The 23,838-nt window shown below is 41.3% G+C and carries 18 protein-coding genes and 1 other annotated feature; of the genes, 5 read left to right on the forward strand and 13 right to left on the reverse strand.

What is annotated here, in order from left to right; translation table 11 throughout:
• Nucleotides 1-11 precede the first annotated feature (11 nt).
• Nucleotides 12-1,415, reverse strand: coding sequence for a VanW family protein (locus FQ085_RS07355; protein WP_149456296.1), 1,404 nt, complete (start codon nucleotides 1,413-1,415; stop codon nucleotides 12-14).
• Nucleotides 1,408-1,815 (reverse strand): hypothetical protein, encoded by a 408-nt coding sequence (locus FQ085_RS07360; protein ID WP_149456297.1) that lies wholly within the window; start codon nucleotides 1,813-1,815, stop codon nucleotides 1,408-1,410. Before FQ085_RS07360 ends, FQ085_RS07355 begins: the two co-directional genes overlap by 8 nt.
• A gap of 314 nt (nucleotides 1,816-2,129) precedes the next feature.
• Here FQ085_RS07360 and FQ085_RS07365 point away from each other — a divergent pair, with 314 nt between their 5' ends.
• From FQ085_RS07365 to FQ085_RS07375, 3 genes are read left to right on the forward strand one after another with little or no spacing between them, the layout of a single operon-like run.
• On the forward strand, nucleotides 2,130-2,534 hold the full coding sequence (locus FQ085_RS07365; protein WP_058385650.1) for a type IV pilus modification PilV family protein: 405 nt from the start codon (nucleotides 2,130-2,132) through the stop codon (nucleotides 2,532-2,534).
• Nucleotides 2,482-3,054 (forward strand): PulJ/GspJ family protein, encoded by a 573-nt coding sequence (locus FQ085_RS07370; RefSeq protein WP_149456298.1) that lies wholly within the window; start codon nucleotides 2,482-2,484, stop codon nucleotides 3,052-3,054. Before FQ085_RS07365 ends, FQ085_RS07370 begins: the two co-directional genes overlap by 53 nt.
• 58 nt (nucleotides 3,055-3,112) lie before the next feature.
• Complete coding sequence (locus FQ085_RS07375) at nucleotides 3,113-4,927, forward strand: hypothetical protein (RefSeq protein WP_149456299.1); 1,815 nt, start codon at nucleotides 3,113-3,115, stop codon at nucleotides 4,925-4,927.
• Nucleotides 4,928-4,968: 41 nt separating this feature from the next.
• Here the strand turns inward: FQ085_RS07375 and FQ085_RS07380 are convergent, their stop codons facing one another.
• Both FQ085_RS07380 and FQ085_RS07385 read right to left on the reverse strand, forming a co-directional pair.
• Nucleotides 4,969-6,672, reverse strand: a complete 1,704-nt coding sequence (locus FQ085_RS07380) for a sensor domain-containing diguanylate cyclase (RefSeq protein WP_071154334.1) — start codon at nucleotides 6,670-6,672, stop codon at nucleotides 4,969-4,971.
• 46 nt (nucleotides 6,673-6,718) lie between these two features.
• Nucleotides 6,719-7,906: a bifunctional folylpolyglutamate synthase/dihydrofolate synthase gene (locus tag FQ085_RS07385; RefSeq protein WP_149456300.1), complete on the reverse strand. Its 1,188-nt coding sequence runs from the start codon at nucleotides 7,904-7,906 to the stop codon at nucleotides 6,719-6,721.
• 70 nt (nucleotides 7,907-7,976) lie between these two features.
• On the opposite strand from FQ085_RS07385, the gene FQ085_RS07390 reads away from it, so the two are divergent.
• Together FQ085_RS07390 and FQ085_RS07395 are read left to right on the forward strand one after the other, a co-directional pair.
• Nucleotides 7,977-8,840, forward strand: a complete 864-nt coding sequence (locus tag FQ085_RS07390) for an ATP-grasp domain-containing protein (protein WP_149456301.1) — start codon at nucleotides 7,977-7,979, stop codon at nucleotides 8,838-8,840.
• A complete protein-coding gene (locus FQ085_RS07395; protein WP_058385656.1) occupies nucleotides 8,837-9,634 on the forward strand; it encodes an ATP-grasp domain-containing protein in 798 nt (265 codons plus the stop codon). Before FQ085_RS07390 ends, FQ085_RS07395 begins: the two co-directional genes overlap by 4 nt.
• 248 nt (nucleotides 9,635-9,882) lie before the next feature.
• On the opposite strand, the gene FQ085_RS07400 is transcribed toward FQ085_RS07395, so the two are convergent.
• The 9 genes from FQ085_RS07400 to lon all read right to left on the reverse strand — a co-directional run bounded on the left by FQ085_RS07400 (nucleotide 9,883) and on the right by lon (nucleotide 23,562).
• Nucleotides 9,883-12,516, reverse strand: coding sequence for a valine--tRNA ligase (locus tag FQ085_RS07400; RefSeq protein WP_149456302.1), 2,634 nt, complete (start codon nucleotides 12,514-12,516; stop codon nucleotides 9,883-9,885).
• Between the two features lie 50 nt (nucleotides 12,517-12,566).
• Nucleotides 12,567-12,789 (reverse strand) — a binding site (T-box leader).
• 1,274 nt (nucleotides 12,790-14,063) lie between these two features.
• Complete coding sequence (hemL, locus tag FQ085_RS07405) at nucleotides 14,064-15,350, reverse strand: glutamate-1-semialdehyde 2,1-aminomutase (protein WP_149456303.1); 1,287 nt, start codon at nucleotides 15,348-15,350, stop codon at nucleotides 14,064-14,066.
• Nucleotides 15,347-16,330, reverse strand: coding sequence for a porphobilinogen synthase (gene hemB / locus FQ085_RS07410; protein ID WP_058385659.1), 984 nt, complete (start codon nucleotides 16,328-16,330; stop codon nucleotides 15,347-15,349). The genes hemL and hemB overlap by 4 nt, the downstream gene beginning before the upstream one ends.
• A complete protein-coding gene (locus FQ085_RS07415; RefSeq protein WP_149456304.1) occupies nucleotides 16,327-17,028 on the reverse strand; it encodes a uroporphyrinogen-III synthase in 702 nt (233 codons plus the stop codon). Before FQ085_RS07415 ends, hemB begins: the two co-directional genes overlap by 4 nt.
• Nucleotides 17,021-17,950, reverse strand: coding sequence for a hydroxymethylbilane synthase (gene hemC, locus FQ085_RS07420; RefSeq protein WP_058385661.1), 930 nt, complete (start codon nucleotides 17,948-17,950; stop codon nucleotides 17,021-17,023). Before hemC ends, FQ085_RS07415 begins: the two co-directional genes overlap by 8 nt.
• Before the next feature lie 17 nt (nucleotides 17,951-17,967).
• The gene (locus FQ085_RS07425; protein WP_071154328.1) at nucleotides 17,968-18,798 is read right to left on the reverse strand and encodes a cytochrome C assembly family protein; all 831 of its coding nucleotides are present in this window, start codon (nucleotides 18,796-18,798) and stop codon (nucleotides 17,968-17,970) included.
• Between the two features lie 84 nt (nucleotides 18,799-18,882).
• Nucleotides 18,883-20,256, reverse strand: coding sequence for a glutamyl-tRNA reductase (gene hemA / locus FQ085_RS07430; RefSeq protein WP_058385663.1), 1,374 nt, complete (start codon nucleotides 20,254-20,256; stop codon nucleotides 18,883-18,885).
• 400 nt (nucleotides 20,257-20,656) lie between these two features.
• Nucleotides 20,657-21,238: a ribosome biogenesis GTP-binding protein YihA/YsxC gene (yihA, locus tag FQ085_RS07435; protein ID WP_058385664.1), complete on the reverse strand. Its 582-nt coding sequence runs from the start codon at nucleotides 21,236-21,238 to the stop codon at nucleotides 20,657-20,659.
• Nucleotides 21,235-23,562, reverse strand: a complete 2,328-nt coding sequence (lon, locus tag FQ085_RS07440) for an endopeptidase La (RefSeq protein WP_149456305.1) — start codon at nucleotides 23,560-23,562, stop codon at nucleotides 21,235-21,237. The genes yihA and lon overlap by 4 nt, the downstream gene beginning before the upstream one ends.
• Between the last annotated feature and the right edge of the window lie 276 nt (nucleotides 23,563-23,838).

Consider the following 23,838-nt stretch of genomic DNA (forward strand, 5'->3'; position numbering starts at 1 on the left):
CCTCACATCGATTAAGGATTAACTAAATTTCCACCCTTATCATATATAGGTTTATCGGTTTCCGAATTCTTGTCTGAATTTGGAGTTGAATTATTTGTTTCTTTGTCTGTAGAACTACCTGTCTTACCAGAATCAGCTTCAGTTTTACCGTTTTCAGCCGCTTGCTCTTTTCCTGATTCAGAATCAGCTTCGCTCTTTTCGTCTACTGATTCACCCGGTACCTGTTCTTCTTCTGGAGATCCATCTAATCCTGTTTCTGGAACTGCTTCTGCAGGAGGAGCTGTTAATGGATAAAGTTCTATACGATTAATAGGTGGATAGAAGTCAGTAGAGATGGCTTCAACTTTTAGCTCGTCTCCGTTACCCATAATCGACCTGACTATTTCAACACGAACACCTTCGCTCCCTTCTTCTTCTACTGCTTTTCCAGTCGTAACAAAAGCACTGTACTGCTTAATCAATCGAGGATTGACAGTTTCTTTACTAGAAGTTGAAACAGTATAGTCATATACAAAGGGAAAGCCTTCTAATGACGCAGTTAACGAATCACCCGTAAATGCTGTATTTAATGTAAAGGAACTAGCATTTGGATTAGAAAAAACCAAGTCAATGCCAAGCGAACGATTAATGGTTGCTTCTTCGCCAATAGCAATCTTTTCTGGAATTCGATTTCCAATACTACGTTCTTCTATTTTGAAATTTGTCTTGAGTACTACCGCATAAATTGCCGAAGCGATTTCAGTAAGTTCGGAATCTGATAATCCAATAGGTTTTAGTTCATTGATAAAGGTTAAAAAGGAAATTTTTTCACCAGGAGCAATCTGCATACCATTGATGGCTGCCACAACAGCTACTGTGTTTTCATTGATTGATACTTGTGGGAAAGCTACTTTTGATACGGTCTCTTGTTCAACATCAAGAGAATCATCACTAATTGTTACGGTTGTTTTTTCAAGACCTGCTTCAAGCGCTTCTTCTAATTTTACGTTAATTTTTTGTACTTCTGCTTCAGAAAATGCCACTCGCGGGAAATTCTCAGTTAAAAAGCGCTCAGTGGTCTTTTCTGGAAGGTTGTATAAGAAACTATTTTGCATACCGGACTGTGCCTGCTGAGCTGTTTCTTCTAACAGAATTTCTGCATTATCTAACGGATAATTTGCAGTAGCATCTTGATACCTTACTAGTAATTCGGAAGACTGATGCCAATTTTCGAGCGTTCCAGAAAATTGAGCCATAGCTCCAGCTACTTCCATGTTTGAAACATTCGTTGTGCCTATATACGTATCGTCACCAAATTGTTCTTTGGGAAATAACCATTTGTCTACGGCTGCAGCTCCTGCATTGGAAACGCCAAAAAACAACAACCCTGATAAAAAAATTGTTAAAAACGTCTTACCGAAAACTTGATTATTCAACTTTCTGTTCCTCCTTAATCACAGCGATTGTCTGCATACCAAATGGCTTCTCAACTATCGGTTCATGCACTGATTGCTGAATCGGTTCCACATGTTTAGGTTGTTTCAATGACGTGCTACTTTTTTTGTTCCTGCGCTCTTGAATAAGTTGCTGATTTTTTAGTTGTTCTTTTTCAAGGAATTTCGTATAACTCAATGCAACTAGTAAAGAAACTCCAAGTATGCCAGCTATCGAAAGAATTAGTGAAAATGTACTTTGCATAAAAAGTCCAATGGCAGCCACGAATATACCTCCACCTAGTAAGATCATCCTATTTTTTCTAATATCACCTTTTGTAAAAAAATACAAAATAGACAACGTACTTGCAGCAAAAATTATGAATAGTAAAATGCGAATCATTAAAACTCCCCCTGTATAGTCAGTACTTGATACTGCAGTGTTAAAAATGATATTTCCTTTTAATTTGTAAATTAAAGTAATAAGATAGGTTAAAGTATCTCATCTGATATAGCTATAATACAAGATAAATGGTATAAATAGTAGTGAATTGTAAAAATAGTTATCAACACTTATTTCCTATTTAACGTATAATTTATTACATTTTTATGTGGTCAAGTTACAAGTAAAATGATATACATAACAAGATGGTTAAACTTCCTAAGTTATTACTACTACTTTTTACATAAGCGGGTGAAAATACAATGAGGTTTTATATGAATAACGATAGAGGGTTTACACTAGTCGAGGTACTTGCTTCCCTAGTCATTCTTTCTATTGTATTGACGAGTTTCACAGTAGTTTTTGCGAATACAAATCGGTTGGCAGTGACAAACAGTGAGAAACTAGTTGTTATTAATTTAGCTGATTCTTATTTAGAACGAGTCAAATTAACTCCTAACGAATTTATTGATAGTTATCCACCTCTTAAAAATATTGATAGTAAACAAAAGCCTTCTTTTATCCATACAATAAACGAAAAAAATTATGATGTTCTTATAAAGATAAAAAAAGAAACTTCCGCTCCTTTGCTAAGTGTCGTGGTTGTTGTAAAGGCGGTAGATTCTAATGTATCAAGTTCAGTTGAAGGGTTTGTTCCATATGTTATGTCGATCAAATAAACTGAATAACAATAAAGGTGTTACATTAGTTGAGTTGTTGGCAACAATTATACTCGTTAGTATAATAGCTACTCTTGCATATACAGTACTTTTTCAAGGCTATTCCAACTATCAGCGTACGAAAGTTGAAACCGAATTGCGTGATGAGGCAGATTTGATTATGGCTAGTTTAATTTCTGATTTATTTGTCTCCAAAAAATCCGACTTAAAATTAACTGAAACCTGCAAAAACGGGATAGTTGAGTCGCATGTAAAAGTAACCAAAAAAGATGGTTCTAGCTATGAAACTGGGTTTAAAAATAAACAAATACTTATAAAAAATCAGTCTGTACAATTTTTCAATCAATCAGTTTCGTTAGTAAATCCTACTTGTACTGGTAGTTCATCTGAAATTCTAAATTCTAATCTTACTTCAATAGATGGCGTTGCATATACTGTTTCATTCACACTAGAAATAGTAAAAAAACAAAAAAAAATTCAAAAGGAATTTATAAACACTATTGTAGTTATTAATGACTGATTATTTTTTCAATAAGTGTAAAAAATTTATATTCTTTTAAGAATTGGAGGAAGTTCATTTGAACCACATAAAAAAACAGCAGGGCTATGCCTTGTTGTTAACACTTGGGTTAATCGTAATACTTACTATTCTTGGAGCAAGTCTGCTCATGTTAACAAATAATGGTTCCTCTAAGAATGAAGTAAGACAAGATATCACTCGGTCTTCCGACTTATCTCAAAAGGGTATTGATTTAGTTACTACTCAAGTTAATTCTGAGCTTATCACTTTTTTAGGTGACAATGGACGTCCTAGAACTGAATTTATTTTTCAACTAGAAAGAATTTTAGATAGGTATCTCTGTACGGGGAATTCGAGCATCCCAATCAAAGGTGAAACCGGAACATATAAAGCTTGTATTGTATCTTACGTCGATACTGTTGACAAAGACAATCAATCTAATCCTTTAAAAAAACTAGTATCCTTTAAAAGTATTGGGACAGCTGGTGATGCAAATAGAGAAATGATCAGCAAAATTGAAATTGGTGCAGCTACTGCTCCGGAAGCTTTGCGCTATGCTATTGGAACAAATATCGATACAGCCGATGGTCTTCAAAACGGAGAGGGTAATCTTTTGATGCACGGTGGCGTCGAGATTAAAGGAGACTTAAAAGTTGATGGCAATATTGTAACCAGTACCAATGGATACGCACTTTTAGGAGGAGACCGTTGGATTCCAAGCTTAGCTCCTTCTACTCTGCCACTCGAGGGAGCAAAAACAGCAAGGTTATTTTTAGGAAAAAATCCTTATACTTTTAATACAACTTCCAGCTATACAAGCCATATTGCAAGATCAAACTTTGCTACTTCTCCTTACAATTTGAGAACCAATATTTCAGATTTGTTTAGATCTGGTTATGCTCCAACCTTGGTGTCAAGAGAGCCAGTTCAAAGTCCAATAGCAATTACAGAGCAAAAGCAAAACTTTGAATATACAATAAATGGGAGTAGTGTAACCAGTTTATATACAGGTTCAAATAGAATAATTAATAATCAAACATATACAACATCAAAAATTTTTCCAGTCTTTCGTTATAGTCAAGATGAATGCATCGAGTATTATACTTCTGGGAAAAATAAGGGTGAATGCAAGAGAAGTGAAGAAAAATATTACTATGTCGAAACTGGTACTTATACTGTTACAGGTACTAATACATTCAAGCAATTTTCAACAAAGGGAAATGTCGTTATGGCCGGAACAGATACTAAGTTTACAAATGGGCTATATGTCAACGGAGACCTGTCAATCGGAAACAATAGCACGTCTTATGATGTTGATAGATACTCTTCAGTAACCTTAGATGGCCCGATATATGTAAATGGAGATCTTAATATCCAAGGTGCAGATTTACGAAGCAATGCTTTAATCTATGTCAATGGTTCTGTAAACATCTCTCATTCCAGAATGAATGGAAAAATCTTAACAAATAAAAAGCAAGGTTCTTTAATTGTTCTCTCGAAAGGCAATATAAAAATTTCCAATAACTCCGTCAATTATGATGAGCCAAGTTATATCAAAGGATTCTTTTACTCCGAAAAGGATTTTGAAATGTTTGGAGTTGGTTCTAACATGAAAATTGATGGTGGCATTTCAGCAAGAAAAATTGTTCTTAACGCCATACGTGGACGAGCAAAAGACGATCCTTTCAGCGGATCTTACAAAATTCCAGGTAGAAGTGATTATTTTGAGGGTGTCGAAGAACAAAGTAAGCGTAATTCTCGTCTCCAAGTTGTATACGACTTAGAAATTATTTCGACTTATTCAGACTTAAAACAGCAAGAACCTGTTATTTACTCAGTTGACCCACCTACCGAAAAAGAAAGGTCCTATTAAAAAGAGTTAGCAAAAAGGCAGTTGCCTCTTGCTAACTCTTTTTATTTTACATACGCCGCAACCTTGTTCCGTCCTGCCTGCTTTGCGCCAATATACAACGCCCTGTCCGCATTTCGAATGAGCGTCATTCCTTCATCACTGTCGTCAGGTGCAGTTGATACACCCATGCTCATCGTAATGTGGACAATTTGTTGCTGACGATCTGCTCCTAGATCGTTTTCGATTAGAAAATCATGATTTTCAATGCGCTTGCGCAAATTTTCAGCAAGTAACATAGCGAGCTCTTTGCTGTAATTTTGAAGCAATACGACGAATTCTTCGCCGCCGTAACGAGCAATCGTTCCTTCGTCGCCAATCTCTTCTCTTAATATGTCCGCTAGCTGCATGAGGATATCGTTGCCGCTTTGGTGTCCATACCGATCGTTTATGCTCTTGAAGTAATCGATGTCCATCATGACTAAGGACAATTGATCCAGTCGTCCTTCTTTCAGTTCTTTTATGCAGCTTTCTAAGCTTTCATCTAGAAAGCGGTAATTATACAATTTGGTTAAGCCACAGCGTTCGCTTTTGGCAATAACTTTTTGCATATAGCCGGCTTTTTCCAGTGACACGGCAAAATACGTACTGAGGATTTCTAAAATTTGCAGTTGGTGCTTGGCGAAGGCGTATTTCTTTTTAGATGCCAGTACAAGCACCCCTTCTATTTTGTTGTTGCGTGCGATAGGTGTCGCCATGATGCTTTCTGTATCTGCTGGAAAATTGCCTGTCACCAATTTTCCCCAATCTGCTTTTTCATTGTAGATAGAAGATTCACCGGTCAGGATAGCTTGTCCCGCGACTCCCTTTTTATAGGGGACTGGGGCAATGTTACGCGACTCAAATTGATCGTTTTCATAAATTCGCAAAAATTGCTGCAACTCGTTACGGTAATCGATGACATAAGTGTATTCAACTTTAAACATTTTGGCGACTTGTGCGACAAATAAGTCGAGTATTTCGTCTGTCTCTAAACGCGCAGCAAGTTGATGACCGATTACGCCCGCTTTTTTTAAGTCGCTATTAATTTGCTCTGAATGGTTGTACATTTTCATGACCACAGTCATTGTCAAAAACGGTACTCCTAGTAAAACCAGTGCGGCGATACCAATATAGGCTTCGAATAGATACAACGCAATGGCATACGGAAAAACCAGCAGCATTAAAGCGAAGTCCCATATGGCGTCTATCGAAAAGAACTTGCTGCGATTGCCTGTCGTATAATCATATAAGTAATAAATGATTTGATTGCTCAATACGGAAGCTACTTGGAAGATCAGTCCGAAGATGATAACAGTTGTCAGGTTGAGCGAATTAAACTCACCCCCTACTGCGATATATGTTAGGCCAGCAATGAGCGAAACAGCTAAAAACATCATGGAGTTAAAAGGAATTCGCACCGACTGCTCCTCATCTGTCCGACTGCGATACAAAACTATGAGCATGGTCAATTGTGAAACCAGTATTTCAATAAAAATTCCATACTTTAAGAACAGTGCAACTGTCACCCATTGCACTAAAAAAGTCGACGCCCCGTTAATATTCATCGGCATCAAACTCATTAATACAAAAAACAACACATAAGCAAACAAGTTCCAAGGATCCTCTATGGTCGGTGGGAACAACTGATAAGCAATGATTAAACTTATCGGCACCAACAATACCCACAGCATCCAAAGAATTTTTTTCCGTTTATTGTTACCGGCCATAACTTCCTTCCCTTCCTTATGCAGCTATCTATTATTTAACCTATGCCTATGACTGATAACATTGAAAAAATGGAGAAGTAGAATTTCTCAGAACAGTAAGCAGGTAAATCGAACCAGTGACTATAGTCACTTCCTCATTATCTTGTACAGGTAATATATCATACCAATTTAGAATTGTCTTCCTTTTGCTAAAGTTTTCTGAAAATAATATTTCTGCTGGTAACGCTCTGCTGTCATCAAAGTCAACAAAGGTAAAATGATCGCTAACCGTTTCTAATTGACGCAGCACACTCGCGTAGTCTTTCCCTTTCAGTACTCCCATAACAATGTGAATCGTCCGATTCGGAAACAGTTGTTTGATCGTCTCAACCAATGCTTCGGCACTCGCTTTATTGTGGGCACCGTCAAAGAAAACTTCAGGAAAAACTTCTTCAAACCGGTAAGCGATATGTGCAGACGTCAAGCTTTGTAGAGCTTTTTGTTCGCTAAACCTAACGCCAAGCAGTTCTCTCGCAGCTTCTAATGCCAAACTCGCATTTACTAACTGATGCGGTCCTTTAAGTTTTAGTTGAACAGTAGCTAACTCTTGTGGTTGGATTACTTCAGCATGCAAATCGTTCGCAGTGGCTTGAACGATTTCCAATGCTTCACGTGGCAGTTTACCCACTACGACAGGCTTCCACTTTTTAATAATTCCTGCCTTATGCCAAGCGATTTCTTCTATTGTAGTACCAAGAAAGTTCGTGTGGTCCATGGAGATGGATGGGATGATCGCAATTTCTGGATGGATCACATTTGTGCTATCCAATCCTCCCCCCATTCCCGCTTCAATAATGGTAAAGTCAAGTGCATGATTTCGAAAAATCATAAATGCGGCTGCTGTTAACAGTTCAAAATCCGTTAATGGTGTTGTTACCATACTTAACTGTTTCATCACCAGATCAAGTTCATCTGAACTAACCGGATTTCCATCGATTTGAATTTGATCATGAAGATTTTCAATGCAAGGCGAGTAAAAGTTACCGACACTGCGTTCGTGTGCTTGTAAGATCGCTGACAGAAACGTTGCGGTGGATCCTTTGCCATTTGTTCCAGCCAGATGAACAAACTTGCCTACTTTATGTGGATTGCCTAATTCCTCCAGAGCAGACGTGATGGCCTCTAATCCAGGGTGAATGGCTGAGTCTGTCTGTATGTTCCATTTTGTTTTGTATTGTTCTAGTCCGATGATCATAAAGAGCCTCTTTTCTTAGTAAACATGATACACTTTTTAAGTAGGATATTAGCCCGAAGGTGGAATGGATATGACAAGTTGTTGGGTTATTTATAACGGAAGTTTAGTTTCCGATAAGTTTGAAGACCAAGCTAGGCTGGTTGCCGAGGCAGCAGAAAGAGCCAGCATAGATGTAAAAATTATGAAAAATTTTGAGGTTATAATGGATTTATCAGTCAATTTAAGTATACCCGATTTTGCCGTGTTATTGGATAAAGATATCTTACTTGGCTACTTTTTAAAAAGTCGAGGGGTGCCCGTTTACAACGACCCCGCAGTGATTGATTTATGCGACAACAAAGCGACTCAATATGTCCAACTAGCAGCGCACGATTTGCCCATGCCACGGACGATTGTTGCCCCAAAAGTTTATCCGAACTTCTCCATAATGAAATCTGGTTATTTCGAGAAAATTATCAATCAGTTGAAATTGCCAATGATCATTAAAGAAGGTCACGGCTCTTTTGGCATGAAAGTCTATTTAATTGAAACCGAAGCGCAATTTTACGAAAAAGTCGATAGCCTACGAGGTGTCGATTTTGTATTCCAGGAATTTATCGCATCGAGCCGCGGTCGCGACATTCGCGTTAATATTGTAGGAGATCAAATTGTGGCAGCGATGTATCGTCATTCTGAAACAGATTTCCGCGCGAATATAACAAATGGCGGTGTGGCGTCGCCAATCCAACTAACTGCCGTTCAAGAAAAACTAGCGTTGGAAGCTGCTGATGCCGTTGGTGCCACCTTTGCTGGAGTCGATTTGTTGTTTGGTGACAACGATCAGCCATTAGTATGCGAAGTCAATGCCGCCGCGCACATTCGCAATATTTTAAATGTCACAGGCATTAATGTCGCGGACGCCATGATTGCCTATATAGTGGAGGACTTAGCATGAAACTTCTCTATGAAACAGCGGACGCAAAACGCAACCACGAATTTATAGAAGAACTGCAGCGTTTTGGTGATGTTCGTTTGATCCAGTGGGACGATTGGAGTTCAAACGGACTCCAGCTACTCGCGGAAACCGTTAAAAGTGAAACCGTGGTGTTTCGTGCGCGGCGCCCGCAAGCTGCACGATTTCTAGAAGACCAACAGGTTCGACTGGTAAACCGTGCCGAAGTCAACCGTATTGCCAATGACAAATGGCAAAGTTATCAATTGTTTCTATTCCTTGGAGTGCCTGTTATTCCTAGCTACCAAACAGCAACTGAATTTCCGTGTGTGGCAAAAACCGCAGACGGGCACGGAGGTTCCGAAGTTTGGCTGCTCCAAGCCGTTCAAGACATGCCCGTTACCTCTTCGCCACTGATTTTCCAGCCGGTCATTCAGCATCAAGCGGACGTCCGTGCTTATGTAATCGGCAATAAAGTCGTTGGTGCTGTCAAACGCTGCTCTAAAGACTCTTTTAAAGTGAACTATTCTCTCGGTGGTACTGTTGAGAAATACATCCTCACTGCCGCTCAAGAAAAGGATGTCTTACGTATTGCCCGCGCTTTAAAAAGCGACTATGTCGGAATCGATTTTTTGCTATTAGAAGACGGTCAGCACCTGTTCAATGAAATCGAAGATCCTGTTGGGGCCCGGTCATTTTATAAAACACACGAAGAAAACATCGCTGAATTGTTAGTAGAATACCTGCGAACACTGGAACAACATGCACCGTTTGGGCGGGAAGATCGACCGAAATGATTTCTAGTTAAGTTGAACTATTTTTTACCTCTGAATATTCTGCCGGAGTCTGCTTTATTTTTATGTAAACACCGAAAAAATTCGACATTTCTGATTTAGTGAATTTCTTAGCGTTGGCGTGTTCAGGGGCTAAGCGAAGCGAGAGCTATGCCAAAAACGATATGTGAAATGTCCATTCCTAAGTCTAATTTATTAGCTTGTTAACCACAAAAAACCGCTCTCCCATTGGGAAAACGGTTTTTTTCGTTTTACAAGTTCTTTAATTCTTCGATACGTTTTTCAACTGTTGCGTGTTTTTCTAGGTAATCGGCTTGTTTCGCACGTTCTTCGGCGACAACTGCTTCTGGCGCTTTAGACACAAAACGTTCGTTCGACAATTTGCCGCTCACGAGCTTGACTTCTTTTGCCCATTTTTCACGTTCTTTACCGAGACGCGCAAGTTCTGCATCAATGTCGATCAAGCCTTCAAGTGGCATAAACAATTCAGCACCGGATACTACTGCAGACATCGATTTTTCAGGAGCTACCATGTTTTCGCCGATCGTTAAGGTTTCCGGGTTACAGAAACGTTCGATATACGCGGCATTTGCTTCTAGCACGGCATGCGTATTAGCGTCTTTTGCCGAAATCGTCAACGGCACTTTTTTGCTCATTGGCGACTGTACTTCTGCACGGATCGTACGTACAGAACGAATCACATCCATTAACAGCTTCATGCTTGAAGACTGACTTTGGTCTGTTAATGAGTTATCTACTGTCGGCCACGCCGCAATGGTAATCGATTCACCTTCATGCGGCAAGTTCTGCCAAATTTCTTCTGTAATAAATGGCATGAACGGGTGCAATAAACGCATCGTGTTGTCGAGTACGTAAGCAAGAACTGAACGCGTCATTTTCTTCGCTCTTTCGTCCTCACCGTATAATGGCAATTTCGACATTTCGATATACCAGTCACAGAAATCATCCCATATAAAGTTGTAAAGTGAACGGCCCACTTCGCCAAATTCATAGCGTTCTGCAAGTTCCGTTACTTGTTCGATGGTTTCATTCAAACGCGTCAGAATCCATGAATCCGCAACGGACTTTTTGCCTGACAAGTCGATTTGGTCGTACGTCATGCCTTCCATGTTCATCAACGCAAAACGAGACGCATTCCAGATTTTATTGGCAAAGTTCCAAACGGACTCGACTTTGTCGTTTGCGTACCGAAGATCTTGTCCTGGAGACGAAGCTGTTGCGAGGAAATAACGCAGCGAATCGGCTCCGTACTCAGAAATAACGTCCATCGGGTCAACGCCGTTGCCGAGTGATTTGGACATTTTACGCCCTTCAGCATCGCGCACAAGTCCGTGAATCAAGACATCTTTAAACGGTTTTTCACCCGTGAATTCTAAAGCTTGGAAAATCATCCGTGACACCCAAAAGTTAATGATGTCGTAGCCTGTCACTAATACGTCCGTCGGGTAGTAACGGCTAAGATCATCGTTTTCTTCTGGCCAGCCAAGTGTCGAGAACGGCCATAAAGCAGATGAGAACCACGTGTCTAATACGTCTTCGTCTTGTGTCCAGTTTTCAGCGTCTGCCGGTGCTTCGTGACCTACATAGATTTCGCCTGTTTCGTTATGATACCAAGCTGGAATTTGATGTCCCCACCAAAGTTGGCGCGAAATACACCAGTCGCGAATATTTTCCATCCAGTGCAAATAGGTTTTCTCAAAACGATCCGGCACAAAGTTAACACCCGCATCGTTTTTTTGTGCCTCAACTGAAGCAGCAGCAAGTGGTTTCATATCGACAAACCATTGTGTTGATAGGTAAGGCTCAACCACTGCTCCGCTACGCTCAGAATGGCCTACTGAATGCAAATGCTCTTCAATTTTAAATAACACATCCAGGTCTTGCAGATCTTTGACAATTTGCTTCCGACATTCAAAACGATCCAGTCCTTCATACTTGCCAGCGTTTTCGTTCATCGAACCGTCTTCATGCATAACTAGTACGCGTTCTAAATGATGACGGTTTCCAATTTCAAAGTCATTCGGGTCGTGAGCCGGTGTAATTTTTACAGCACCACTTCCAAATTCTCTATCCACGTAATCATCCGCTACAATTTCAATTTCTCGGCCAATAATTGGCAAAATTACTTTCTTGCCGATCAAGTGCTGGTAACGCTCGTCTTTCGGGTGAACGGCAACGGCTGTATCGCCAAGCATTGTTTCGGGACGTGTCGTGGCGATTTCAATATGACCACTACCATCTGCAAGTGGGTAACGCATATGATAAAACGCACCTTGTACGTCTTTGTAAATAACTTCAATATCGGAAATCGCTGTTTTTGTGTTCGGGTCCCAGTTGATGATGTATTTGCCGCGGTAAATGAGTTTTTTCTCATACAGCTTAACAAATACTTCTCTTACTGCTTTTGATAAGCCGTCATCTAATGTAAAACGCTCACGCGAATAATCAAGACCTAGCCCTAGTTTTGCCCATTGCTCGCGAATGTGCCCTGCGTATTGATCTTTCCATTTCCATGATTCTTCAAGAAACGCTTCGCGTCCTAAGTCATAGCGTGAACGTCCTTCTTCTTTCAGCTTGCCTTCCACTTTTGCTTGCGTTGCAATACCGGCATGGTCCATTCCTGGAAGCCATAACGCATCAAAGCCTTGCATGCGTTTCATGCGTGTCATGATGTCTTGTAATGTGGTATCCCACGCGTGGCCTAAGTGCAACTTGCCGGTAACGTTTGGTGGTGGAATCACAATGGTATACGGCGTTTTGCCGCTTTCAGGTTTTGCTTCGAAGAATTTGTTGTTGACCCACCAATCGTAACGCCCTTTTTCAATCGATTGTGGATCGTACTTGGTGGACATTTGTTCAGTCATCGGAATTCCTCCTTTAATTTCTGGTAGAACGCAAAAAACTCCCGTCGTCTGTAAAGGACGAAGGAGTTTTTCGCGGTACCACCTTTATACACAGGTCCACTTGCACACCTGGCTCTCAAGTTTCATAACGGATGTTCAGTCCGGTTCCCGCTACTCGTTTCACGGCAACTGCTCGGAGGTGACATTCAACTGGACGCTCATGAAAACCTCTCACCAACTGGTCTTCTCTCTGAAATGTAACGCACAATTTACTATCCTCTTCAACGCATGAATATCTAATTACTCTTATTGTACTCAATACTTGGTTTTAGCGTCAAGTTTATTTTGTAAGGTTTGATTGAGGTGGTAGTTATTTCTGCTTTCTTATGTCGCTTCAGTCGCTTTGGGCATGGCTCTCGCAATAAGCCCGGAAGTGCGCCGGTCTTTTTGCTTCGCCTAGCCCGTGATCGCTCCTTGCTTAGTTAATGGACATGGCTTTGGTGGTGTAGGGTAGGTAGTTGGTGTTGTTTTCTCACTTCGCTTAACAAATAAATATAGATTTTTTGGTATGAGGTAAGTTAGGCAGCTTCGCTTTCTTATGCCGCTTCGGTCGCTTTGGGCATGGCTCCCGCAATAAGCCCGGAAGTTCACCGGTCTTTTTGCTTCGCCTAGCCCTTGGACGCGCCTCGCTTAGTCAATGGACATAGCTTTGGTAGTGTGGGTAGATAGTTGGTGTTGTTTTCTCACTTCGCTTAACGAATGAATTTCGGCTTTGTAGTGTGATGTAAATAAGGTAGCCTCACTTTCTTATGCCGCTTCGGTCGCTTTTGGCATGGCTCCCGCAATAAGCCCGGAAGTTCACCGGTCTTTTTGCTTCGCCTAGCCCGTGCTCGCTCCTTGCTTAGTCAATGGACATGGCTTTGGTGGTGTAGGGTGGGTAGTTGGTGTTGTTTTGTTACTTCGCCTAGTGAATGAAGATTGATGTGGGGGTGCAAGTTCGATAAAGTAGCTTCGCTTTCTTATGCCGCTTCGGTCGCTTTGGGCATGGCTCTCGCAATAAGCCCGGAAGTTCACCGGTCTTTTTGCTTCGCCTAGCCCGCGACGCGCCTCAGCTAGGGAGTGGTGGTTGCATAAGTGCACCTATTTTATGTGGGAGTAGAGGGTGTAAAGTTCTGGAGACGCTCGGCCGCGGTGGTGCACGCGCCGTCGCTAAGTAAGGTTGCATTGAACTGGGATAATCGTTTTTCTTAGGTTCTATACATCGCTTCGGTCGTGTGGGGTAGGTAGTTGATGTTGTTTTCTTACTTTGTTTAACAAATAAATATAGATTTTTAAGGTAGCTTTGCTTTTTTATGTTGCTTCGGTCGTTTTGAGCGTAACAATGTGAGACGAGATGAATAACTTGGAGCGAGCTTTGGAACAGCAATGCCGATTTTCTATATCTTGCTAATTTTTCACTACTAACTATTGAGATAAAAGCGACTACCTAAACAGATCAAAATCATTCTAAAAAAAGGGCTATCCCAAAGGGTCATTTTTATGACCTTTTAGGATAGCCCTGTCTATTTTTAGCGTGCCAATTTAGCAAATACGGTATGGAATGCTTCTACGGTTTTTGCGATATGCTCTTCCGTGTGGGCAGTCGATAGGAACATGCCTTCAAATTGAGACGGCGGCAAGTAAATACCTTCTGCCGCCATTAAACGGTAATAGTCAGCGAACAAATCGGTATCCGAAGTTTTCGCTGTTGCAAAGTCGATCACGTTTTCGTTTGTGAAGAAAAAACCAATCATCGATCCTGCACGGTTGACTGTGTGCGGGATGTTGTATTTGGTTGCAGCTTCTCGGAATCCTTTTTCAAGCTGGTCGCCGCGTTCGATAAAAGTGTTGTAGCTTTCTTCTGTTAAACGAGACAACGTTTCAAAGCCTGCGCGCATTGCGAGTGGATTTCCAGAGAGTGTGCCTGCTTGATAAATAGAACCACTTGGTGCGACTTGCTGCATAATTTCACGCTTACCACCGAATGCACCGACTGGTAAACCGCCGCCGATTACTTTACCGAGACACGTCATGTCGGGTGTAACGCCGTAATGACCTTGTGCACAATGATAGCCAACACGGAATCCGGTCATGACTTCGTCAAAAATAAGAAGCGTGCCGTTTTCGTGCGTTAAGTTGCGCAGCTCCATTAAGAAGCCTTCGTTTGGCGGAACCACGCCCATGTTTCCAGCAACCGGTTCTACGATAACTGCCGCTAGTTCACTGCCGTATTCTTGGAAAGCCATACGAACGCTTTCTAAGTCATTAAATGGCACTGTAATGGTATTTTTAGCAACTGATTCAGGTACACCTGGTGAATCTGGCAAACCTAAAGTTGCGACACCTGAACCTGCTTTGATTAATAGACTGTCACCGTGACCGTGGTAGCAGCCTTCGAATTTCAAAATTTTATCGCGGCCCGTATAGCCACGTGCTACACGCAATGCACTCATCGTTGCTTCTGTTCCAGAAGATACCATACGAATCATTTCAATCGATGGAACGCGTTCCATAACTAGTTTCGCCATCGTGTTTTCAAGTTCAGTTGGCGCACCGAATGACGTTCCAAGCGCTGCTGTTTCTTGAATTGCGTTGACGACTGCTGGTTCAGCATGGCCTAAAATTAATGGGCCGTATGACAAAACGTAGTCAATATACGAATTGCCGTCAATATCTGTAATTGTGGCACCGCTGCCTGACTTCATGAAAATCGGATCCATATTGACCGATTTAAAGGCACGGACTGGGCTATTAACGCCACCTGGCATTAAAGTTTTTGCTTCAGTAAATGCGGCTAATGATTTTTCGTATGTCATTCTTTTCCCTCCAACCAGCGTGCTGCGTCTTTCGCGTGATAAGTCATAACAATATCTGCTCCCGCGCGTTTCATGCTCAATAAAGTTTCTAAAACAATTTTCTTTTCATCAATCCAGCCATTTGCGGCAGCCGCTTTGACCATCGCGTATTCACCCGATACGTTATAAGCGACAATCGGTACATCAAAATTATCGCGAACTTCACGGATAATGTCTAAGTACGACAAAGCTGGCTTAACAATCATGAAATCTGCACCTTCTTGAATATCAGAAGTTGCTTCACGTAACGCTTCCATACGGTTTGCTGGATCCATTTGGTACGTTTTACGATCCCCAAATTGTGGTGTACTGTGAGCCGCTTCACGGAAAGGTCCGTAATAAGCAGACGAATATTTAACACCGTACGACATAATGGGTGTGTTTTCGAATCCCGCTTGGTCAAGTCCGTAGCGAATTGCAGCAACAAAACCGTCCATCATATTTGATGGTGCAATAATGTCAGCTCCAGCTTTTGCTTGAGAAACCGCAGTGCGTGCTAGTAAATCTAGTGATTCGTCATTTAAAATCACACCATTTTCGATTACGCCACAATGGCCATGATCGGTATATTGGCACAGACAGGTATCTGCAATAACGACTAACTCAGGATGACGATTTTTCGCAAAACGGATGGCTTCTTGAGTGATGCCATGGTCGTGATAAGCTTGTGTGCCAACCGCATCTTTTTCGTTCGGTACGCCAAAAAGAATAACAGAAGGAATTCCAAGGCCCACCACTTCATCTAATTCTTCACCTAATTTGTCCAATGAAAAATGGAAAACGCCTGGCATTGAAGAAATTTCTGTTTTAATGTTTTCGCCTTCTACAACAAAAATCGGATAAATAAAGTCCTCTTTATGTAAGCTCGTTTCGCGAACCATTGAACGGATATTAGCAGAACCGCGCAAACGACGGTGACGGTTAAAATTTAATTCTTTCATTTCGACAAACTTCCTTTCGCTATTTCATTGATAACTTCTATATACGTATATTTTTTAGGCGTGTAATCCACTGTTCCGCCGCTTTTTAGTATCGCCTTTTTCGTAACGTGGCCAATCGCAGCGGTGCGGATATTCGACCAATCTCCACCTGCTTGTCGGTACGCCGACACAGCAGAAGGACTGGCGAAAAGAATAATAACGTCTTTTAGTTGAACGACCAACTTAGCGTTTTCGATATTGAGAATGGTATCGTAAACAACCCACTCATCCACTTGCATCCACATAGAGGCGATGGTGTTTTTCGCCATTTGACCTTTAATAAACAAGCATTTGGCGACGCCAGAAACAGGTGGGAATTCTTCGATAAAATGATCGGCACTAAAAACTTTCGGTATAAAATCAACGCTGTGGCCATGCTGTTGCAACACAGCAGCCGTTTGATCACCTACTGCTGCAATTTTAGCGCTAACGGTTTCATCCAGTTGACAAAACACTTCAGCACTTGTACGGCTAGTAAAAATTAACCAGTCATAGCCTGCAAAATCTGGTTTTTTTGACTGCCGACTTATCGTTTCTACAAGCGGCAAGTAACGTGTTTGGGCACCAAACGACCGTGCATGTTCAAGCGCTTCTATAGGTTCTCTGGAACCTGTAAAAATCACAGTTTGACCTTCGAGCAAATTTTCTTTTTTAGACATTGCTTTCGGCTTTGACGCGCTGAATTAACTCATAGCCGCCTTGTGCACTAATTTTCTCAGCTACGATGCGGCCAGCTTCGATTGGATCGCGACTAATCGCCACTTCTTTGAAAACTTGATCAGCTTCTGGTGAAGAAATTAGTCCAGTAAAAGTGATTTCTCCCTCGTTCACTGTTGCATATCCTGCAATGGGGACTTGGCAGCTGCCATCCATGTCTTTGAGGAATTTACGTTCTGCGTTAACAGCTAATGCTGTATTGTCATCGTTAAGTTTCGCTAATTCAGCCATCAATTCTTTGTCGTCTTCACGGCACTCGATCCCTAATGCGCCTTGTCCGATTGCTGGCAGGCACTCGTCCACTTCCATAAATTCAGTGACTAAGTCATCTTTCCAGCCCATCCGTTTCAAACCAGCCGCTGCTAAAATAATGGCGTCAAAATCGCCCGCATGTAATTTCGCAAGACGTGTATCAATATTGCCGCGAATCCATTGAATATCAAGGTCCGGACGTATTAGTAACAATTGAGAACTGCGACGCAAACTACTCGTTCCAACAACTGCGCCAACTGGCAATTCCATTAATTTTACATGGTCGTTCGCAATATAAGCATCACGCGGGTCTTCACGTTCAGGAATACACCCAATTGCAAGACCTTCAGGTAATACAGAAGGCATATCTTTCATGCTGTGAACAGCAAAATCGATTTCTTTAGCAAAAAGAGCTTGTTCAATTTCTTTAACAAATAAGCCTTTGCCGCCTACTTTTGATAACATTACATCAACGATACGGTCGCCTTTCGTGACAATTTCTTTGATTTCAAATTCAAATGGTACGCCTGCTGCTTTTAACTTATCAATAAACTGATTTGTTTGTGTCAACGCCAACTTGCTTCTTCTTGAACCTACAATAATTTTTCTCAACTAAATCCTACCTTTCTTTAATACCAAAAATGAAATTCAGATAACCGGCTACCCAAAAAGAAATTAATGAGCAACAATAAAAATGCATAGACATGCGCCAACGCATAATTCATCCCGTTTAACGAGCCTTTGCGGTGCCACCAGAGTATAAAGCTATACACCACTAGCAAAATAAACGATCCTACAATCTTCATGTCGAGCAATGAAAACTCTGACAACGAAATATACGCCCATTGCAGACCCAATACGAGTGACACGAATAAAAGCGAAATACCAACCAAAATAGAAATGGTCATAAATTGCTGTGTTTGGCCAAGTGACGGCAAATTTGCCCATTGCTTTGTCCATTTTTTCTTTTTCAACATTCTGTATAAAATCATATGCAGTGCCGCAAAAACAAACGACAGCGAAAAAGCAACATAGGACAAAATGGCAAAACTAATATGGATGAATAATAATTCCGAAACAAGCGTTTCTCCTACCGGTGAACGCTCGATTTGAACCGGTGCAAACGTGTGGATTGTCATAAAAATAAAGCCAATCACATTAATGAAAAAAACCGCAAAATCAAAGCGGTAGAACATCCTAAGAACAATCGACAACGTCACCAATAACCAGGCATAAAAATAAATGCCTTCAAACAAGGTCAATATTGGAAAGCGTTGCGTTTCGAAAATGTACAATCCTAGAAATAGGGTTTGCAAAGCCCAAACAATGCCGAGCAGCGTCATCGCAATCCGACTGGCTTTCTTTTCTTTATATAAGTAATCTATAAAATAAAAAACAAGGCTGACAGCATATAGAATAACCATAGCTTCATGCAGCCTTGCCATTGTTATATCAGCCATCCCATTCCCCTTCATCTCCATAGTTAAAGGCGTTCCGTCTCTACATTTTAACATATAGATTCGAAAACGCCTCTTTTAGAAAGCTTAAAATGAATATCCGGGAGTTTCTGTTGTTGATTGCTGAGTTTGAAGAACGGCTTTATCCGTTTTCTGTTGTGGTGCTTTCGACTGCTTTTCTATTTCTTTTTCAACTTCTTCTTCAATTCCAAAGATTTGCATGAATAGCTCCAGCTGCTCACGAGATTTGGGCGCACCGCCCATTTCTTTAGCCTGTAAAATTGGATCTTTTAATAATTGATTGATAATCGATTTCGTATGCTTGTTGAGAATTTTCTTTTCACGATCTGTTAAATCAGGCATTTTGTTTTCAATGCTCGCCATCGTTTCCGCTTGAATGCCAAGCGCTTTTTGACGAAGGGCAGAAATCACCGGAACAACACCAAGCGTCGTTAGCCAGTCGTTAAACTGCAGAGATTCCTGATTAATCATCGTCATAATTTCACCAGCTGCGCGTTCACGCTCTGCTAAATTCGCTTCAACAATTCCTTGCATGTCGTCAATATCATATAAAAAGACATTCGGCAAATCACTGATACGCGGGTCCATATCACGCGGAACGGCAATATCTACCATAAACAAAGGTTTGCCTTTACGAAGTTTCTCTACAAATTCCATTAGCTCTAGATCAATGACAAAATCTGCCGATCCCGTCGAAGAAATTAAAATGTCTGCTTCTAATAAAGCGCATTGCAATTGGTTTAACGGTTTTGCATTGCCACCAAATTTATCCGCCAACAGTTCAGCCTTTTCAAATGTTCGGTTGATAACAGTTACGCGGTTTGCACCGCTGCCTTGCAAGTTTTTAATGGCCAACTCGCCCATTTTACCGGCACCTAAAATAACTACATGCTTGTTTTTAAGCGTGCCAAAAATCTTCTTGCCTAGTTCAACTGCTGCGTAAGACACGGATACGGCATTTTCACCAATAGCTGTCTCGGAATGCGCTCGTTTCGCCAAGGTTACAGCTTGCTTGAACAATTGGTTAAATAGGGTGCCTGTCGTTCCATGCTGTTGCCCTGCAAGAAAACTACTTTTTACTTGTCCGAGAATTTGCGTTTCACCTAATACCATGGAATCGATGCCAGCAGTAACGCGGAATAAGTGTTCAATCGCCTCATCCTGTTCATGGACAAATAAATAAGGAGAAATCGCTTCTTGCGAAAAACCGAAATAATCGGCGAGGAATTGCTTCACGTAATATTTCCCCGTGTGAAGCTGGTCCACGACCGCATATATTTCCGTTCGGTTGCAAGTGGAAACGATGACGTTCTCCAATATACTTTTTTGCTCTTTTAACGCCTGCATCGCCTGTGGCAGATCCGTTTCAATAAATGATAGCTTTTCGCGTATCTCCACAGGTGCAGAACGATAATTCACCCCAACTACTAATGTGTGCATGGGTACAAAACACCTTTCACGTTCATTATTTCATCTACATTCATTATATCACTTTTCAGCTTATTTATGCCTTTAAATTTGTGAACAAGACATGACGCTATTGCTTCTTTATAATTATTATAAACTAATACTAGCAAAGGAATTTCGTGTCCACAAGTATAACGCTCTTAGTCGGAATTGACTGTTAACTACAAGCTGAATGAAGAAGCCTTTGACGCACAAAGTCCATGATTACATTGAATTTTACTAGATAAGTTGAAGTAAAAAAACCAATTTTTCTATACCGCTTTGGGCATGACTCCCACAGCAAGTGAAGTGTAGCAGCTTCGCGGAATGTCGACAAGTAGCAGGCATGATCAACCTACATAATAAAAAAGCGCAGCCCAAGGGCTGCACTTTTTTACATTCTGCTTTCGATTTCCAACCATGCTTGGTCTTTACCCAGTCCCGTTTCCGATGAAAAGATAATAAGCGGATCATTTTTATCCATATCCAGCGTCGTGCGGACAATTTTCTTATGCTTGTCCCATTTGCCTTTTGGAATTTTGTCTGCCTTGGTTGCGATAATGATACACGGAATTTCAAAATGTTTCATGAACTCATACATCGCGATATCGTCTCTGCTTGGCGGATGGCGCAAGTCAACGATTTGGATAACTGCGCGCAATGGCTCGCGATTCGTAATGTAACGTTCAATCATCTTGCCCCATGCCTCGCGTTCACTTTTCGATACTTTCGCATAACCGTATCCCGGAACGTCAACATAAAACAATTTTTCTTCAATTTTGTAAAAGTTCAATGTTTGTGTTTTACCCGGTTTAGATGAAATGCGCGCCATGCTCTTGCGACCAATCATTTTGTTGATAAAAGACGACTTTCCGACATTCGATCGTCCGGCTAAAGCAAATTCCGGCAACCCATCTTCTGGATACTGATCCGGACGAACGGCACTAATTACTAATTCTACATGATTAACTTTCATTCATTTTCTCCTTCTAAGGCAATTTCCAATGCCTCATCTGCTTGAGAGACCAATTTAAAAGTCAACTCTTCACGGATTGTCTCTGGTATATCTTCCAGGTCTCTTTCGTTATCGAGTGGCAAAATGATGGTCTTTAAGCCAGCACGATGTGCACTCAAAGTTTTTTCTTTAATTCCACCGATTGGCAGAACGCGACCACGAAGCGTGATTTCACCCGTCATGCCGACTTCACGTCGAACCGGACGCTTTGTCAAAGCAGAAACCAAAGCTGTCGCAATGGTAATACCTGCTGAAGGCCCGTCTTTAGGAACAGCACCTTCTGGAACGTGGATGTGAATATCATGTGACTCATGGAAATTCGGATCGATGCCAAGAGATTCTGCTCGCGCTCGAACAAAAGATAATGCCGTCTGCGCAGATTCTTTCATGACATCACCTAGTTTACCCGTCAATTGCAGCTTTCCTTTGCCTGATGACAAAGAAACTTCAATTTGAAGAGTATCTCCACCGACAGTCGTGTAAGCAAGTCCCGTTGCAACGCCGATTTGGTTTTCCGTCTCTGCCATGCCGTAACGGAATTTACGTTTCCCTAGATACGCTTCGACCTCTGCTTCTCCAACAACTACCTGTTCTTTTTCTTTTGAAACAATTTGTTTCGTCACTTTGCGACAAATAGAAGCGATTTGACGTTCAAGTCCACGGACACCTGCTTCGCGCGTGTAATAACGAACGATGTTCAGCAACGCGTCATCTTTAAACTGCAGTTGCTCGATTGATAAACCATGTTCTTTTAATTGCTTTGGTGCTAAATGATTTTTGGCAATCATCTGTTTTTCAACTTCTGTATAACCAGCAATTGAAATAACTTCCATGCGATCACGCAGCGGTCCAGGAATTGACCCTAAATCATTGGCTGTCGCAATAAAAAGCACGTTAGAAAGATCATAAGTTTCTTCAATATAATGGTCGCTAAACGAATTATTCTGTTCTGGATCAAGTACTTCTAACATCGCAGAAGACGGATCGCCACGGAAATCATTCGACATTTTATCAATTTCGTCTAATAGGAAAACAGGATTTACGGTTCCTGCTTTTTTCATCCCTTGAATAACCCGTCCTGGCATTGCACCGACATACGTACGACGATGGCCGCGGATTTCCGATTCATCACGAACGCCACCAAGTGATACACGAACAAAGTTGCGGTCTAATGATTCGGCAATCGATTTTGCGAGAGAGGTTTTCCCGACACCTGGAGGTCCGACAAGACAAAGAATCGGTCCACGCAAGGAATTGGTCATTTGTTGAACAGCCAAATACTCCAAAACGCGTTCTTTGACACTTTCTAAGCCATCATGATCACGATCTAATACTTTTTCTGCATACTTAATATCCAAACGGTCTTCCGTTGCTTCTGACCACGGGATTGTCACTAGCCACTCAATATAGTTACGAATAATCCCACTTTCTGCAGCTGCAGAAGGCAGCTTCTCGTAACGATCAAGTTCTTTTAACGCTATTTTTTCAGTAGATTCCGGCATTTCCGCTTCTTCAATCCGTTTTTTCAAATCAACTACTTCAGCTGATTTGCCGTCTTTATCACCCAGTTCGGTTTGAATGGCTTTCATCTGCTCACGCAAATAAAATTCTTTTTGTGTTTGTTCCATTGCTTTTTTCACACGCAGATTAATCTTTTTTTCAAGATCGACTACTTCTTGTTCGCTGTGTAACCGAGTAATAAGTAGCTCTAATCGTTTACTAACATCAAAAGTTTCCAGTATTTCCTGCTTGGTCGATACTTTCATCGAAAGGTGAGAAGCAACCATATCTGCTAAGCGACCTGGCTCTTCAATATCAGCTACCGTGTTGTATGCTTCTGTACTAACTTTTTTCGAGCTTTTGACGTAATTCTCAAAATGCTCCAATAGCAAACGCATAAGCGCATCTTGTTCTGCATCTCTTTCTGTTTCATCAGCAAAAGGTGTTACTTCAACAATTGTACAGGCTTCAGTTTCTTCGTAATTTTTTAACTGGCCACGTTCCAAGCCTTCTACCAAAACACGAATTGTGCCATTCGGTAATTTCAACATTTGTTTAACGTAGGCCAATGTTCCAATTTTATGAAGATCGGCTCTTTTAGGTTGTTCTATACTCATGTCTTTTTGAGTTGCTAAAAAAACAATATTATCCTCTAACAATGCTTGTTCCAGTGCAGCTACGGATTGCTCTCGACCGACATCTATATGTAGCACCATTGTCGGAAATACAAGAAGTCCGCGTAATGGTAGTAAGGGTACACGTTTTGTTACTTTTCTCTTAGCCATGTGGCAAGTCACCTCCGGGGATATTTTCAATGTGAGTGGATAACACCTAACCTGATAGCTGCTATCATTGTTGTCTAGCTCCACTTAGGCTCCTTGGGTCATAAGCCACTCTGCCTGTGCGGCAAAGAACGCCGCTTCGTCAGATCGTCTTATGCCTTGTCGGAGCTAAACGGTCACTTTCGCTTTTCTTTGTCCAGCTCAAGTGACCAGCTCCTCGGGTCATAAGCCACTCTGCCTGTGCGGCAAAGAACGCCGCTTCGCCAGATCGTCTTATGC

The organism is Planococcus sp. ANT_H30 (genome assembly GCF_008369335.1).
In the GTDB taxonomy this organism is placed as follows: Bacteria; Bacillota; Bacilli; order Bacillales_A; family Planococcaceae; genus Planococcus; species Planococcus kocurii.